The 15,034-nt window shown below is 61.2% G+C and carries 16 protein-coding genes; 3 read left to right on the top strand and 13 right to left on the bottom strand.

Annotated features, from left to right (window positions below):
* Positions 1–74 precede the first annotated feature (74 nt).
* Entirely contained in the window at positions 75–398 is a 324-nt protein-coding gene (locus KGA81_RS01420; RefSeq protein WP_223544253.1) for a sel1 repeat family protein, read from the bottom strand.
* A gap of 1,006 nt (positions 399–1,404) precedes the next feature.
* Here KGA81_RS01420 and KGA81_RS01425 point away from each other — a divergent pair.
* From KGA81_RS01425 to KGA81_RS01435, 3 genes are all read left to right on the top strand, one after another.
* The gene (locus KGA81_RS01425; protein WP_019407963.1) at positions 1,405–1,629 is read left to right on the top strand and encodes a hypothetical protein; all 225 of its coding nucleotides are present in this window, start codon (positions 1,405–1,407) and stop codon (positions 1,627–1,629) included.
* A gap of 277 nt (positions 1,630–1,906) precedes the next feature.
* The gene (locus KGA81_RS01430; protein ID WP_007984504.1) at positions 1,907–2,389 is read left to right on the top strand and encodes a hypothetical protein; all 483 of its coding nucleotides are present in this window, start codon (positions 1,907–1,909) and stop codon (positions 2,387–2,389) included.
* A 146-nt stretch (positions 2,390–2,535) separates the two neighbouring features.
* Positions 2,536–3,807, top strand: coding sequence for an OmpP1/FadL family transporter (locus KGA81_RS01435; RefSeq protein ID WP_223544254.1), 1,272 nt, complete (start codon positions 2,536–2,538; stop codon positions 3,805–3,807).
* Positions 3,808–4,212: 405 nt separating this feature from the next.
* On the opposite strand, the gene KGA81_RS01440 is transcribed toward KGA81_RS01435, so the two are convergent.
* The 12 genes from KGA81_RS01440 to cobO form a co-directional block, all read right to left on the bottom strand.
* Positions 4,213–5,421, bottom strand: coding sequence for an MFS transporter (locus KGA81_RS01440; RefSeq protein ID WP_223544255.1), 1,209 nt, complete (start codon positions 5,419–5,421; stop codon positions 4,213–4,215).
* A gap of 52 nt (positions 5,422–5,473) precedes the next feature.
* On the bottom strand, positions 5,474–5,878 hold the full coding sequence (locus KGA81_RS01445) for a MarR family winged helix-turn-helix transcriptional regulator (RefSeq protein WP_108219022.1): 405 nt from the start codon (positions 5,876–5,878) through the stop codon (positions 5,474–5,476).
* Positions 5,879–6,033: 155 nt separating this feature from the next.
* On the bottom strand, positions 6,034–6,765 hold the full coding sequence (locus KGA81_RS01450) for an adenosylcobinamide-GDP ribazoletransferase (protein ID WP_223544256.1): 732 nt from the start codon (positions 6,763–6,765) through the stop codon (positions 6,034–6,036).
* A 2-nt stretch (positions 6,766–6,767) separates the two neighbouring features.
* Positions 6,768–7,343: an alpha-ribazole phosphatase family protein gene (gene cobC, locus KGA81_RS01455; protein ID WP_223544257.1), complete on the bottom strand. Its 576-nt coding sequence runs from the start codon at positions 7,341–7,343 to the stop codon at positions 6,768–6,770.
* Positions 7,340–8,395: a nicotinate-nucleotide--dimethylbenzimidazole phosphoribosyltransferase gene (gene cobT, locus KGA81_RS01460; RefSeq protein ID WP_223544258.1), complete on the bottom strand. Its 1,056-nt coding sequence runs from the start codon at positions 8,393–8,395 to the stop codon at positions 7,340–7,342. Before cobT ends, cobC begins: the two co-directional genes overlap by 4 nt.
* Positions 8,392–8,913: a bifunctional adenosylcobinamide kinase/adenosylcobinamide-phosphate guanylyltransferase gene (gene cobU / locus KGA81_RS01465; RefSeq protein WP_223544259.1), complete on the bottom strand. Its 522-nt coding sequence runs from the start codon at positions 8,911–8,913 to the stop codon at positions 8,392–8,394. Before cobU ends, cobT begins: the two co-directional genes overlap by 4 nt.
* Before the next feature lie 76 nt (positions 8,914–8,989).
* Positions 8,990–10,441 (bottom strand): cobyric acid synthase, encoded by a 1,452-nt coding sequence (locus tag KGA81_RS01470; RefSeq protein WP_223544260.1) that lies wholly within the window; start codon positions 10,439–10,441, stop codon positions 8,990–8,992.
* Positions 10,438–11,430: a threonine-phosphate decarboxylase CobD gene (gene cobD / locus KGA81_RS01475; protein WP_223544261.1), complete on the bottom strand. Its 993-nt coding sequence runs from the start codon at positions 11,428–11,430 to the stop codon at positions 10,438–10,440. The genes KGA81_RS01470 and cobD overlap by 4 nt, the downstream gene beginning before the upstream one ends.
* Entirely contained in the window at positions 11,423–12,331 is a 909-nt protein-coding gene (cbiB, locus tag KGA81_RS01480; protein WP_223544262.1) for an adenosylcobinamide-phosphate synthase CbiB, read from the bottom strand. Before cbiB ends, cobD begins: the two co-directional genes overlap by 8 nt.
* Entirely contained in the window at positions 12,328–12,978 is a 651-nt protein-coding gene (bluB, locus tag KGA81_RS01485; protein WP_223544263.1) for a 5,6-dimethylbenzimidazole synthase, read from the bottom strand. Before bluB ends, cbiB begins: the two co-directional genes overlap by 4 nt.
* Positions 12,975–14,372, bottom strand: coding sequence for a cobyrinate a,c-diamide synthase (locus KGA81_RS01490; RefSeq protein WP_223544264.1), 1,398 nt, complete (start codon positions 14,370–14,372; stop codon positions 12,975–12,977). Before KGA81_RS01490 ends, bluB begins: the two co-directional genes overlap by 4 nt.
* Entirely contained in the window at positions 14,369–14,980 is a 612-nt protein-coding gene (gene cobO / locus KGA81_RS01495; protein ID WP_223544265.1) for a cob(I)yrinic acid a,c-diamide adenosyltransferase, read from the bottom strand. The genes KGA81_RS01490 and cobO overlap by 4 nt, the downstream gene beginning before the upstream one ends.
* Between the last annotated feature and the right edge of the window lie 54 nt (positions 14,981–15,034).

Consider the following 15,034-nt stretch of genomic DNA (forward strand, 5'->3'; position numbering starts at 1 on the left):
AATCCATTGCCATAGCCACTCCTGCCATTGGGATAAAGCCTGAAGGTTAACCAAGGCGTCCGGTGTTGGACAGCTCAGTCTTCGATCAGCCCCAGTTCCTGTTGAGCACGGCGATCGCCTGCCCGAGCGGCCTGACGCAGCAGGTCCTGGCCGATCCGGCGGTCCCGGGCATTCCCGCATTCGCGGCACATCAACTGGCCAAGACGGCTTTGTGCAGCCACCACGCCTTCACGGGCCGGCTGCTTGAGCAGACGTCCGGCGATGTGTTTGACGTTACGGTTTTCGCCCAGATGCGGACTGTCCAACAGCCACTCCGCCACGCGCATGGAAAAGCGCTTGGTAGGGGCAACAGAGGGATGTGCGGAGGAAGAGGAAACAGAGGCTGAGCGAAACTTCATAAAGCACTGTGGGGCAGATCGGAAGGCGCGCAACTTTACTCTCTTTTTCTTACAGGTAAAGCTGAAAATCTCCCGGCACGCCCGTCCTAGAGCAAGCACTCGGGACAATCCACAGAAGCTGTGGATAACTCAGTGGACAACCGCCCCTGAACCCGCTCAAAGCCCTGTGGAATGGGGCTCGCAGTCAAACTGACGATTTTTTCACCAGTAAAAAAAAGCGATGTTTTTCATTGACTTAAATTTTGGTTACAGGCAGCCACGAGGCTTGAACATGAGATGACAGCGGGGTGACAGAGTGCGCAACTAATGTGCACAAGTGCCTTTGCGACGGTTATATCCATGCACTTTTTCGGCGCGTTTTTTGGTCATGCCTGGGGATAAACCTTGGCAAACCCGGTGTTTAGACGGCTGCGTTGCTACCAACATCGATGACCAATGGTCGGATTTTCTTCTGCTACAGGGCGCAGCAATCGCAGGTAGCGCAGCTTCATACGCCTGGCCACAAGACAAAACTGCCCGATCGGGCACCTGTTGGAAAATTCTTTTTGCTAACACACTTCCCTTGGCCAGTTCAATCCGTTAGTATCCGCGGCGTTAGTACCAAGCTGAAAGTCAATTCTGGTCGAACAAATCCCCCCGGTCAGCCTTCCCAAAGGAAGCCTCTACCGAGCAAGCGGGATCGACCACCTCGATGGTTTCCAGGTAAATCTTGCGCCAACACAACCTTTGAATCGAAAGCAAAGGGTGTTGTACCGCCTGCCTACTCTGCTCGAACCAACCTGCAAATTGATCAGGATCTTCACCCCGGGCCCAGAACCTTTGCCCTTGATGTGTTGCCTGCCCTCCTAAGTACCTACCTGCCAGCCCAAGCGCGCCAACTTGTCAGCGCTTCAAACTGGCTGCTTTGTTCCAGTCGGGTTCTTCGTTCGATCAATGGTGATCGACGTTACTGGAACGTTTTAACTTTGCACGGTTCTTATCCGTGTCGCTTGTAGGAACACCAATTATGTCCACTCAAATCCACACTCAGGATGCCATTCGCACCCTAACCAACGCTTTTGCGCCAATGAACTGCCTGATCATGGCCGCTCGCAAAGGCTGCTTCAGCTTCACCCTGGTCAACGAACACGGCATCGCTCGTCACAGCGAACGCCTGTACCCCGATCAATACTCCAGCGCCGAGCCGCTGCAGGCTGTGATTGAGCGTACTCGCCAGGCACTGATTGCCTGAGACGCCAGAAAGGCTGAAAACCTCAAAAGCCCTGCTGAAAAGCGGGGCTTTTTATTGCCCGATGTTTCCCATCCACCACACAACGACTAAGCACGATCCGATATAACGGTTATAACTGGTCGCTGGAAATATTTTAAAAACAGGCCTTTACAGCGCGAATATGACACTACACTTCAACTCAAGCGGCTTGACCCGCTTGCGGCGAGCCTGAACCGATTCACCGCTGCCAAGCCCCCCCTTTCAGGTATCGCCGTCTATTTCAGGTTTCGAGGGTTTTATGGGTATCGCTGCCAGCGAACTGTGCCGTTATGTGATTCGTCCGACCTTGATCTACCTCGGACGTCATAGCGCTACTGCCGAATCCCTGCTGCTGGGCATTGCCGCCAGCCAGTCCGCCCTTGGTTCCGCCCTGCATGACCGCCGCGGGCACGGCCTGTACCGCATTGCCGAGCCCCGCCACCAGGCCCTTTGGGACCATTACCTGGCCCTTGATCCGGAGCGTGCAAGCCTGGTTCGCGGCCTGGCCAGCCAGCATGCGTTTCTGAGTGGTCCGCACCTCGAATTGACCGTCAACCTGCGTTACGCCACCGCCATCGCCTGGCTGCTGGTGGAAGAACAGAACACCCCCCTCCCCGCCCCTGATGATTTGTTGGGTATGGCCAGAATCTGGCGCCAGACCTTTCAGCCACAGGGGCGTCTGCGTGATTTCACCTGCGCCTGGCAAACCTGTGTTTCACCGCTGAATCAGGTCGCCTGCTGACACGCCTGGATCCAAAGATCGCGCAACATGCCGTGATTTTGGTCGGATTGTCCTACAAAACCGCTCTAAATCAAGCGATACAGCCTCTGGCGCCGGGACGAAAATGTTGGTAATTTTCGCCCCGGTGATCATCAGGAATTCTAATAATGAAAAAAGTAATGCTCAAAACCACCATTAGCCTCGCCGTTGCCTTGGCATCCACCCAGATTTTCGCGAGCGGCTTTGCCCTCAACGAACAGAGCATCAGTGGAATGGGGACTGGTTTTGCGGGACGCTCTTCATCTGCCGATGATGCAAGCACTGTTTTTGGCAACCCTGCCGGCATGTCGCGAATCAAGCGCCAGGAAGTCACTGGCGGGATCGCAGCTATCGATGCCTCGACTGATATCAAAGACGCCCAAGGCGCCCACCCGGGTACCAACAAAGGCGACATGGTGCCGTTCACAGCCGTTCCGATGGGCTATTACGTCAAGCCGATTGATGATCACTGGGCATTCGGCCTTGGTGTCTACGCACCTTTTGGTCTGATTACCGACTATGAAAATGGCTTCCAGGGTGCCGGTTTCGGCAGCAAGAGCGAAGTCAAGGTTGTCACCTTCCAGCCTACCGTCAGCTACGCCTTTAACGACAAAGTATCGATTGGTTTCGGCCCGACCATCAACCGCATTGGCGGCACTCTGGAGTCGGATGTACCTCTTTTTGGCGATACCCACGTCAAAATCAAAGGGGATGATGTCGCTCTTGGCTACAACTTCGGGGTCCTGGTACAAGCAACAGACACCACTCGTGTCGGCCTGACCTATCACTCGAAGGTGAAATACAAGATTGAAGGTCATACCGATATCAGCGCAGGCGCAAATTCACCTTCCGCCTTCCTGAAAAGCAATCGATACGATGCTTCGCTGAAAATCGAAACACCTGAATCCGTCGACTTCTCCGTGACACAACAGCTGACGGATGCGTGGACTCTTTATGCAGGTTCCACCTGGACTCGCTGGAGCCGCTTGAAAGACATCACCGTCAATAACGACGGCGTAACGGCGGCACAAGGCGGTGCATTGTCCCCGGCCCTGTTCGGCACCATTACGGAAGAGCAGAACTGGCACGATACCTGGGCCTACGCCATCGGTACCTCCTACCAGCTGAATAAGCAGTGGGTATTGCGCACCGGCCTGAGCTTTGACCAGTCGCCTACCAACAATACCGACCGATCCCCACGCATTCCTACAGGTGACCGCACAATCTTCAGCCTTGGCGCCGGCTACAACGTCACCGATGATCTGACCATCGACGTCGCCTACTCCTACCTGAAGGAAGAAGCTGTCAAGGTGGATCGCTCCAACCTGGTAGACAGTTACAGCGCCAAGTACGAGAACAGCGCCAACGGTTTCGGTGTCGGTGCGACCTACCGCTTCTGATGATTCCCGGCGAGCCTGAACCGCTCGCCATCGGAATCAAAAAGCCCCGCTCTCTTCACAGAGGCGGGGCTTTTTTTGCGTGCGCCAGGGCAAAAGCAACCATATCCCCACCGCTATCGCGAGCATTTGCGCTGTTTATCGAGTGGTTGCGCAGGCATTAAAAGTCAAAAGATCTTGCTTTTGCGATCTGGAGATTGTTGATCAAGGGACTGCAATCGCGCGCATCAGCAGGCCGGTGCATCCTTGAAAACTCGTCATATACGACGTTACTCGCCCTCGCCGCACGCTAGCAAGCCCCCATGCCCAACTGCAAAAGTGCCAGCCCGCCCTGATGCCAGCCCCACCACGTCAGGGCAAGCAGCAAGGTGCAGACAGCGAAAATCGTGATACGAGGCCAAAGACTGTTCATGTCGCACTCAATTGTGTTTGCAGGCGCGCCACCGGCCGTTCACGCACCGGCCAGTTCAGGGCGGCGGCCAACAGGCTCAAGAGAATCGCGACCTGCCAGATCAAGTCATAGCTGCCGGTACGGTCATACACCACACCACCCAGCCAGCCGCCCAGGAACGAACCGAGCTGGTGAAACAGGAAAACAATCCCACCGAGCATGGACAGGTTTCGCACGCCGAACAAGGTCGCCACCGTACCGTTGGTCAACGGCACCGTCGACAGCCACAGGAAGCCCATGGCCATGCCGAACAGATAAGCCGTGGTGGTGGTCACCGGCGCCCACAGGAACAACGCAATGACCACCGCCCGCAGCAAATACAGACCGGTGAGCAAACGCGGCTTGGACATGCGCCCGCCAAGCCATCCTGCGGTATAGGTGCCGAAAATGTTGAACAGGCCGATCAGCGCCAGCACCGTGGTGCCGACCGTCGCCGGAAGATGCTGATCCACCAGATAGGCCGGCAAGTGCACACCGATGAACACCACCTGGAACCCGCACACAAAAAAGCCGAACGCCAGCAGCCAGAATCCGGAGTGGGAGCAGGCTTCGCGCAGTGCTTCGCCAAGGGTTTGTTCGTGGCCCAGGACGGGCAGCGGCTTGTCCTTGAGCATACTCACCAACGGCACGATCAGCGCCACCAGCAAACCCAGCACCAGCAGCGCCGCGGACCAGCCAAGCCATCCGATCAAACCGAGGGTACCGGGCAACATCGCGAATTGACCGAACGAACCGGCAGCACTGGCGATCCCCATGCCCATACTGCGTTTTTCCGGCGGCACCGCGCGGCCGACGACACCCAGAATCACCGAGAACGACGTACCCGACAGCCCGATGCCGATCAGCAGGCCGGCACTCAGGGACAGAGTCACCGCCGAGTCGGAGAGCCCCATGCAAATCAGCCCGGCCGCGTACAGGACGCCACCAACCAGTACTACTTTCGCAGCGCCGAAGCGGTCAGCCAGCGCGCCGGTGAATGGCTGAGCCAGGCCCCAGATCAGGTTCTGCAAGGCAATGGCGAAGGCAAAGACTTCACGGCCCCAGCCGAACTCAGCGCTCATCGGTGCCAGAAACAGCCCGAAACCATGTCGAACCCCCAGAGACAACGCAAGGATCAGCGCACTCCCCAACAGAACCCAGCCACATGTACGCCACATCGATGTCATTGTTGTTCTCCGGTAGCGGGTATATACCCGCTTATGTTCGAAAAAACCGGCATCACGCCAGTTCGTCCAGCAGCTTCAGTAAGGTTTCGCGCTTCTCAGGGCCCAAGCGATCGATCAATCGTTGCTGAGCGGCTTCCCAGGCCGGCAAGGCAGCCTTCAGACGCTCTGCGCCGGCCTCGGTCAGCAGGACGATGCGGTTACGCATGTCCTCGCCCTCGACCAGCGTCACCAGGCCGTCACCCTCCAGCACCCGCAAATTGCGCCCCAGGGTGCTGCGATCCAGGCCCATGGCCTCGGCCAGGGTCGAGATGCTCGGCTGATCCAGACGCTGCAGGTTACACAGCAAAGAATACTGCGCAACGTTGATCCCGAAGCCGTCGAGAGCGCCGTCGTAATGCCTGCTGACGCCACGGGCGGCGCGACGCAGGTTGATGCATAAACATTGGGAATCGAGCATGGTGCGTGTATATACCCGCGAGTCGGTTAAATCAAGTGGCATGGGGTTTGTTCAGCGATCAACCGGTGTCCGGAAGATCGCGCCCACAGTTGATCGCGTTCCAATGTGGGAGCTAGCTTGCTCGCGATGAGGCCGGAAAAATCAATGCAACCCAATCAGGCCAGCGCCAAGCCTACCAGCACTGCAACTTCCAGCAACTCCAGCATTGCACCTGCCGTATCCCCCGTCGTGCCACCCAGGCGCCGCAGCATCACCTGGCGCAGCCAGACAAACCCCAGCGCCGCCAGCACCAGCGCCACCACACCGCTGACGCCTGCGATCAACACACAAGCCAGCGCGCTGACCGCCAGCGCCTGCCTGCCCGCCGAACGCGGAAGATGATCGGCCAGCGCCTGGCCCAGGCCACCGGCACGCACATAGGGTGTGCTCAGGAACAAGCCGAGCAAGGCGCTGCGCCCTATCAATGGCACGATGATCAATGCCAGCGAATGCGGCTGTTCGATCAGCGCCAGCAGCGCGGTGAACTTGAGCAACAACACCAGCACCAGCGTCACCACGGCGATCGGCCCGCTACGCGGGTCTTTCATGATGGTCAGCGTACGCTCACGGTCGCCAAAGCCGCCGAGCCAGGCATCGGCACTGTCCGCCAGGCCATCCAGGTGCAACCCACCGCTGAGCAGTACCCACACGCTCAACAGTAACGCCGCGTGCAGCAAGGTCGGCGTGCCCTGCAACAGCCAGTTGAATGCCCACAGAATGGCGCCAAACAGTAATCCCACCAGCGGATAAAACAGCAACGACCGCCCCAGCTCCCGGGGCTCAGGCATGCCGGGCAGGCGAATCGGCAGACTGCTGAGAAATTGCAGGGCGATCCAGAATGGCAGCATGGTCAGAGCACTTCCTTCAATACACCAGCAGACTCCAGCGTCAGCGAAAACAGTGCGCCATGCCCGACCTCAACGTTGAGCAGTTGCTCTCGCGGCAGCCCGCGCGCTTGTGCCAGCAACAGACGCATCACTCCGCCATGGCTGATCAACAAAATGCGCTCACCGGCACAAGTCGCATGCAAACGCTCCAGCGCCGCCAGCACCCGCGCCGAAAAGTCTGCAACCGGCTCCCCCTGAGGTGGCGTGAACGAATACGGATCGGCCCAGAACAAACCCAGGGCCTGCGCGTCGGTTTCCATCAGCGCCGCCGCGCTTTGTCCTTCCCAGGCGCCGAAATGCAACTCTTGCAGGTCTTTATCCAGGTGCACCGGCACACCCATCTGCGCACCTAGTTCCTCGGCAAACCGCGCACAACGCTGCAACGGCGAACTGACCAGCCGATCCCACGGCCCTTGCCCGACCACGGCGGCGCGCATCTGCGCCCAGCCCAAAGCGGTCAATGCATCATCGATACTGCCGCGCAGACCGCCGCCGAGTTCAGTTTCACCGTGCCGCAACAGATCCACGCGCAAGGTCATACCGGGCGATCTGCCACGGCGGCTTCGGCGAAGGTCGCCATCTGCCCGTGCAGGTCGCACGCCAGGCGCAGCAGCGGTACCGCCAATGCTGCGCCACTGCCTTCGCCAAGCCGCAGGCCGAGCTCGAGCAAAGGCTGCGCATCCAGGGTTTCCAGCACATGACGATGCCCCGGCTCGGCACCGCGATGACCGAACAACAGCCACTGACGGCAATCCGGATTCAAGCGCACCGCAACCAGTGCCGCGACGCTGCAAATGAAGCCGTCCACCAGCACCGCGACACCCTCCTGGGCACAGGCGAGATAGGCACCGACCAGCGCGGCGATCTCGAAACCACCGAGGTTGAACAGGGTCTGCAAGGCATCGTCACGCTGCGCGCCATGCAATGCCAGGGCGCGCTCGATCACCTGCGCTTTGTGGCTGACACCTTCGGCATTGAGTCCGGTGCCAGGCCCGGTCAGATGGACCACCGGGCAATCGAGTAGCGCGCACGCCAGGGCGCTGGCGGCGGTGGTGTTGCCGATACCCATTTCGCCACCGATAAACAACTGCGCACCACTGGCAATGGCCCGCTGCACGCTGTCGCGGCCGGCCTGCAGGGCGAGCTGCCCCTGGGCCTGAGTCATGGCCGGTCCCTGTACAAAGTTTGCCGTGCCCGGGCCGACATTCAGGTGCCGCACGCCCGGCAGGTTCAGCGACGGCGTTACCGTGCCGAGGTCAACCACCTCGAGGGAAGCGCCCAACTGCCGCGCCAGTACGCTGATCGCCGCACCACCGCTGACGAAGTTGAGCAGCATCTGCCCGGTCACTTCCTGAGGAAACGCCGACACGCCCTCGGCGACCACGCCATGGTCGCCGGCAAAAATCGCGATCCACACCTGCTCCAGACTCGGCTTGACCCGCCCCTGCAAACCCGCCAGTTGCACCGCCACCGCTTCCAGCTGACCGAGGGAGCCGGCCGGTTTGGTCAGTTGCTGCTGCCGCGCCTGCGCCTGTTCGACCGCTTGGGTATCGACCGGCTTGCACGGGTTCAGCCACCAGGATTGAGTCATAACACAGTTCCTTTCAAAGTCAGGGGCAGGCCGGCGACAGTCAGGACGACACGCTGACAACGCTCAGCCAGAGCTTGATGCAGCCAACCGGCTTCATCGACATAGCGGCGAGTCAATTCGCCCAGCGGCACGACACCCATTCCGGTCTCGTTGCTGACAAAAATGATTTCACCCGGCAGCGACGCCAGGCAGTCCAGCAAAGCATCACGCTCGGCTTGCAAGCGTTCGACGTCGTCGAGCATCAGCAGATTGGTCAGCCACAGGGTCAGGCAATCCACCAACAGGCAGCGGTCCGCACGGGCGGATTCGCGCAGCACCCGGGCCAGTTCCACCGGCTCTTCGATCAATGCCCATTCGGCAGGACGACGGGCGCGGTGATGAGCCACCCGCTCGCTCATTTCTCCATCGAGTGGCTGGCTGGTGGCGATGTAGGTCACGGCCAGCGCGCTGTCGATGGCGAGTTTTTCGGCCAGGCGACTCTTGCCGGAACGGGCGCCGCCGAGGATCAGTTGGTGCATTGCTTATTCCTTAAATCTTCGGGGAGGCGACTGGCCCCTTCGCGGGCAAGCCCGCGAAGGGGCCATGACAGTCACCTCATATCCCACAGAGTTCCCGCAACAGCCCGGTATCCAGATGTTTCTCCACCAGATCCGCCAACCGCTCGATATCACGCTCGCGCAAGGCGTGGTAATCCACCGCCTGCACCTCCTGCAACCCGGCCCAGCGCAACAGCGCACTGCACGCCGCCGGCGATTCGAACAGTCCGTGCAGGTAGGTGCCGAAAATCTGCCCGTCCGCACTTTGCGCACCATCACAGCGCCCGTCATCCAGCTGCACGGCGGCGTTTTCCAGGGCCGGGCCGGTGGTCACGCCGGCATGAATTTCATAGCCTGATACCGGCGCATCTTCCAGCGCCAGGCGACCACGCACATTGCGCAACTGCTTCTCTTGTTCGAGCTGGGTCTGGAACGCCAGCAGCCCCAACCCGGCACTGGAACCCGGTGCGCCCTCGAGGCCCAGCGGATCATGCACCTGCTCACCGAGCATCTGCAGGCCACCACAAATCCCCAGCAGTTTCCCGCCGTAACGCAGGTGCCGGACGATGGCAGTGTCCCAACCATTGGCCCGCAGGTACGCGAGGTCGCTGCGCACACTTTTCGAGCCAGGAAGAATGATCAGGTCAGAGGGCGCAATCGCCTGGCCGGGACCGATGAATTGCAGGTCCACTTGCGGATGCAGACGCAGCGGATCGAAATCGGTGTGGTTGCTGATACGCGGCAGCACCGGCACCAGCACCTTCAGCACCTGTTCGGCTTTATCGGCCTGGCGTTGATCGATGCCGTCCTCGGCCTCCAGGTGCAGATCCATCACGTACGGCAGCACACCGATCACCGGTTTGCCGGTGCGTTCCTCCAGCCAGTCGAGGCCGGGTTGCAGCAACGCGATGTCGCCACGAAAACGATTGATGATGAAGCCTTTGACCCGCGCCTGCTCGCTCGGCGACAGCAGTTCGAGTGTGCCCACCAGATGAGCGAAAACCCCGCCGCGATTGATATCGGCAATCAGCACCACCGGGCAATCCACCGCTTCGGCGAAGCCCATGTTGGCGATGTCGCCGGCGCGCAAATTGATTTCCGCCGGCGAGCCTGCGCCCTCGACCATCACCAGCGGATACGCCCCGCTCAAGCGCTGGTGGGAGGCCAGCACCGCTTGCATGGCGATGGCTTTGTAGTCGTGATAGGCGACGGCGTTCATGGTGGTGACGGCGCGGCCATGGATGATCACCTGAGCGCCGGTATCACTGCTGGGCTTGAGCAACACCGGGTTCATGTCGGTGTGCGGTTCAAGGTTCGCGGCCTGGGCCTGTACCGCCTGGGCGCGGCCGATCTCGCCACCGTCGGCGGTCACCGCACTGTTGAGGGCCATGTTCTGCGGCTTGAACGGCACCACCCTGACGCCCTGGCGGGTGGCCCAACGGCACAGCGCGGTCACCAGCGTGCTTTTACCGGCGTCCGATGTGGTGCCCTGCACCATCAGCGTGGTCATTGGTTTTCCTTGGCGAAATCTTCGAACGCCTGCGCCAGTCGTACCCAGGCGATTTCGTCACCGGGCAAGCCGAATCGCAGGCTGCTGTTGTGCGTGAACAAGCGCAGGAGAATGCCGCGCCGGGCCATGAACTCATGCAACTCTTCGGCGCGCTCGGTGATCAGCCACTGGAACAGCGCACAACCTCCCTGGGGCTTGAAGCCGTATTGCTCCAGCAACGACACCAGGCGCGCGCTGGCCTCATCCGCGCGCACCTGTTGGCGCGCCTGCCCTGCCGTATCGCGCAGACAAGCCTGGCCCACTACCCGGGTCGCCCCGCTCACGACCCACGGCCCCACTTGTTCGGCCAGCAACTTGAGCAACTTGCGCTCGGCCAGCACAAAACCCAGGCGCACACCGGCCAGGCCGAAAAATTTGCCGAAGGAGCGCAAGACGATCAATCCGACTTGATGGGCAAACGGCGCCAGGCTCGATTGCGGCGTGTTATCCATGAACGCTTCGTCCACCACCAGCCAGCCACCGCGCTGGGCCAGTCGCGTGTGCCAGTCGAGCAGGCGACTGGGCGTCAGGTTCAGGCCCGTAGGGTTATTCGGATTGACCACCACCAGCACATCGAAACTGTCGATAAAGAAGTCGACTTCGTGCTCCAGCACTTCGCGCACGATGTAGCCGTTACGACGCCACGCTTCAGCGTGCTCGGCATAACACGGCGACAGCACGCCGACCTTGCCGGCCCGACGTAGTCGCGGCAGCAGCTGGATTGCCATTTGCGAACCGGCCACCGGCAATGCCTGCAAGGTGCCGTAGTAATCACAGGCGGCTTGCTCCAGACCATCGTCCGCTTCCGGTAAACGGGCCCAGGCCCGCAGCGGAATATCCGGCACCGGGAACGGCCAGGGCGCAAGGCCGGTGGACAGGTCCAGCCAGTCGGCTTCATCTATGCCGTATTCGAGCGCAGCCTTGCGCAATCGCCCACCGTGTTCAAGCATAAAATTCGGCCCCCAGGCAGAGAATCAGCAGCCATAACCATACCCCGCGCTGGACCAGTTGCCAGCCCCGGTCAATGGAGTCGGCATCCGCCGGCACGCCTTCGCCCAACTGCGGACGCTGATGCAGTTCGCCGTGATAAATCGCCGCCCCGCCCAATTCGACGCCAAGGGCACCCGCCCCTGCCGCCATCACCGGGCCGGCGTTCGGGCTGTCCCAGGTCGGGCCCTGGGTGCGCCAGCATTTCAACGCCAGCCGGGTTTTGCCCAGCAGCGCGTAAGTCAGTGCCACCAGACGCGCAGGTATGTAATTGAGCACGTCGTCGACCTTTGCCGCCGCCCAGCCGAACCGTTCGAAGCGTTCATTGCGATAACCCCACATCGCATCCAGCGTATTGCTCAGGCGGTAGAGCACCACGCCCGGCGCGCCCGCCACGGCAAACCAGAACAATGCGGCGAACACCGCGTCGCTGCCGTTCTCCAGCACCGACTCGGTGGCGGCACGGGCGACTTCGGTTTCATCCAGATCACTGGTTTTACGGCTGACCAGATAACTCACGCGTTTGCGTGCCTCATCAAGATCACCGCCGCGCAAGGCCCTGGCCACAGGCGCGACGTGCTCACCGAGGCTGCGCATGCCGAGGGCGCAATAGAGCGCGAGAATCTCGATGATCCAGCCGACATAAGGCGCCCAGGAGAATGCCGTGACCAACAGCGTCAACGGCAACACGGCGATTACCCACGCGGTGACGCCATGACTGCGCCAGCCGCGACCGCCGCCGTTGAAGCGTTGCTCGATGCGCTCGGCAAAACTGCCGAACGCCACCAGCGGATGCCAGCGTTTGGGTTCGCCCAGCAGCGCATCCAGCGCAACCGCGGCGACACTCAACAACGCCACACTCATTGACTCACTCCCCAATAGTTTTCATACAGCAATTCATGTAGCGGACGCGCCTGCGCCCAGCCTTCGAGTACCAGCATCGGCGCCGGGTAGAACGCCTTCACCGGTCCCAGGCACAGCACGGCCAGCGGCTTGGCACCGGGCGGCAGCTTCAACAAATCGGCCAAGGCTTGCGGTTCGAACAGCGACACCCAGCCCATGCCCAACCCTTCGGCCCGAGACGCCAGCCACAGGTTCTGGATCGCACAGGACAGCGAGGCCATGTCCATTTCCGGCAAGGTGCGGCGGCCGAAGATATGCTGCTCGCGGTCGTCCATCAGTGCGGCGACCAGTACCTCGGCGCAATCGTTGATGCCTTCGACCTTGAGCTTCATGAACTCATCGCTGCGCTCGCCGAGGGCTTCGGCGGTGCGCACGCGCTCTTCTTCCACCAGGGCCTGGATTTGTCCGCGCAAGGCGCGATCACTGATGCGGATGAAGCGCCAGGGCTGCATCAGGCCGACACTGGGGGCCTGGTGTGCGGCCTCGAGCAGGCGCCGCAGCAATTCGGGCGCGACCGTGCCGCCGCTGAAGTGGCGCATGTCGCGGCGTTCGGCGATGGCGCGATAGACCGCTGCGCGTTCGGCTTCAGAGAATGCGTTGTTCGTCATGGCCTCTTCGCTGGCAAGCCAGCGCCTACAGGGGCTGGCTGATCCATTGTTGGAGCTGGCTTGTCGGATCGCCGCATCGCAGCGAAGGCGGCTTCAAGGTCAGGCGCAAACAGCGCGGCAATCGCCGAAGGGTTCGACGGAAAATAAAAGTGCACATAAGAAGCGGTCATCCGCCCTTCGCGGTAGACCGCCTCCGCTCCGCGCCCGCCATTCGGACTCAAGCCACGAGCAATCGGCGCCAGCTCTGTGGTGGTCAACGAATGGTGATAGGTGTGCCCGCGCAGCGAACCTTCCGGCAATTCCACAGCCTGCAGCGCCAGCGCTGCCAGACGCTTTTGCATGACCGCATCACCGGCCAGCAAGCCAACCAACTCAGCGCGAGTACCCTCGACATCGGTCAGGGAATCGAGCAGATACAGCATGCCGCCACACTCGGCGAGCAACGGTTTGCCTGCCCGGTGGTGCGCGCGGATCGCATCGAGCATCGCAGTGTTTTGCGCCAGCGCGACATGGTGCAACTCCGGGTAACCACCCGGCAGATACAGGCTGTCGGCCTCCGGCAATGCACGGTCGCGGATCGGCGAGAAGAACGACAATTCGGCGCCCATCGCCCGCAGCAAATCCAGGCTCGCGCCGTAGGTGAACGCAAAGGCTTCATCACGGGCGACGGCAATGCGCACACCGGCCAGCAGCGGTTCGGCCGCGATGACATCAGGGGCGGCGAATTCGACTGCCGGCGGCAGCGCGACCTCACAACTGCTGGCCAGGGCATCGGCTGCCGCATCGAGGCGCAGGTCGAGATCATTCAGCTCACTGGCCTGCACCAGCCCCAGGTGCCGGCTCGGCAGTTCGATCCCGGTTTCCCGGGACAGCGCGCCGTACCAGCGCAAACCTTCAGTCAGGCTTCCTTCGAGCAGTTGCGCGTGGCGCAGCGTGCCGACGCGGTTGGCCAGCACGCCGGCGAACGGCAAGTCCGGCTGATAACGCGCCAGCCCCAGAGCCAATGCGCCGAAGGTCTGGGCCATGGCGGTGCCATCGATCACACCCAGCACCGGCACACCGAAATGCCGCGCCAGATCGGCGCTCGACGGCGTTCCGTCGAACAGCCCCATGACACCTTCGATCAGGATCAGGTCGGCTTCAGCGGCGGCTTCCCACAGCAGCCGGCGACTCTCTTGCTCACCAACCATCCACATGTCCAGTTGATACACCGGCGCACCGCTGGCGCGCTCGAGGATCATCGGATCGAGAAAGTCGGGGCCACACTTGAACACGCGAACCTTGCGCCCCTGATTGCGATGCAATCGGGCCAGCGCCGCGGTGACGGTGGTCTTGCCCTGGCCGGAAGCCGGCGCGGCAATCAGTACCGCCGGACAATGTCGAGGCTGACTCACAATTCGACGCCTTTCTGCGCTCTGATCCCGGCCTGGAAGGCGTGTTTGATCATGCCCATTTCGGTGACGGTGTCAGCCATTTCGATCATTTCCGGCTTGGCGGCACGCCCGGTGACCACCACATGTTGCATCGGCGGCCGGGACTGCAAGTCGCTGAGCACCTGATCGAGATCGAGGTAGCCGTGCTTGAGGGCGATATTCAGCTCATCAAGCACCACCAGACCGATGGACGGGTCGCGCAGCAGTTGCCGGGACACCGCCCAGGCAGCTTCGGCGGCGGCGATGTCGCGCTGACGATCCTGGGTTTCCCAGGTAAAGCCTTCGCCCATCACATGAAAACGCACCTGCTCGGGAAAGCGCCGGAAGAACAACTCTTCGCCCGTGCTGTTGCGGCCCTTGATGAACTGCACCACGCCGCATTGCATGCCGTGCCCCATGGCGCGGGCAAGCATGCCGAAAGCCGAACTGCTCTTGCCCTTGCCGTTGCCGGTCAGCACCAGCAGCAGGCCACACTCGTTCGGGGAATTGGCGATGCGCTCGTCGATCACGGCTTTTTTGCGCTGCATGCGCGCCAGGTGGCGTTCGTCACGATCGGGGGTATCAGTCATGGGGGAGCTCTCCGTTGAGGCAGGAATAACGGCGGGCAGGCACAGCAATAGAAG

The organism is Pseudomonas sp. A-B-19, assembly GCF_019947515.1.
Classification (GTDB): Bacteria; Pseudomonadota; Gammaproteobacteria; order Pseudomonadales; family Pseudomonadaceae; genus Aquipseudomonas.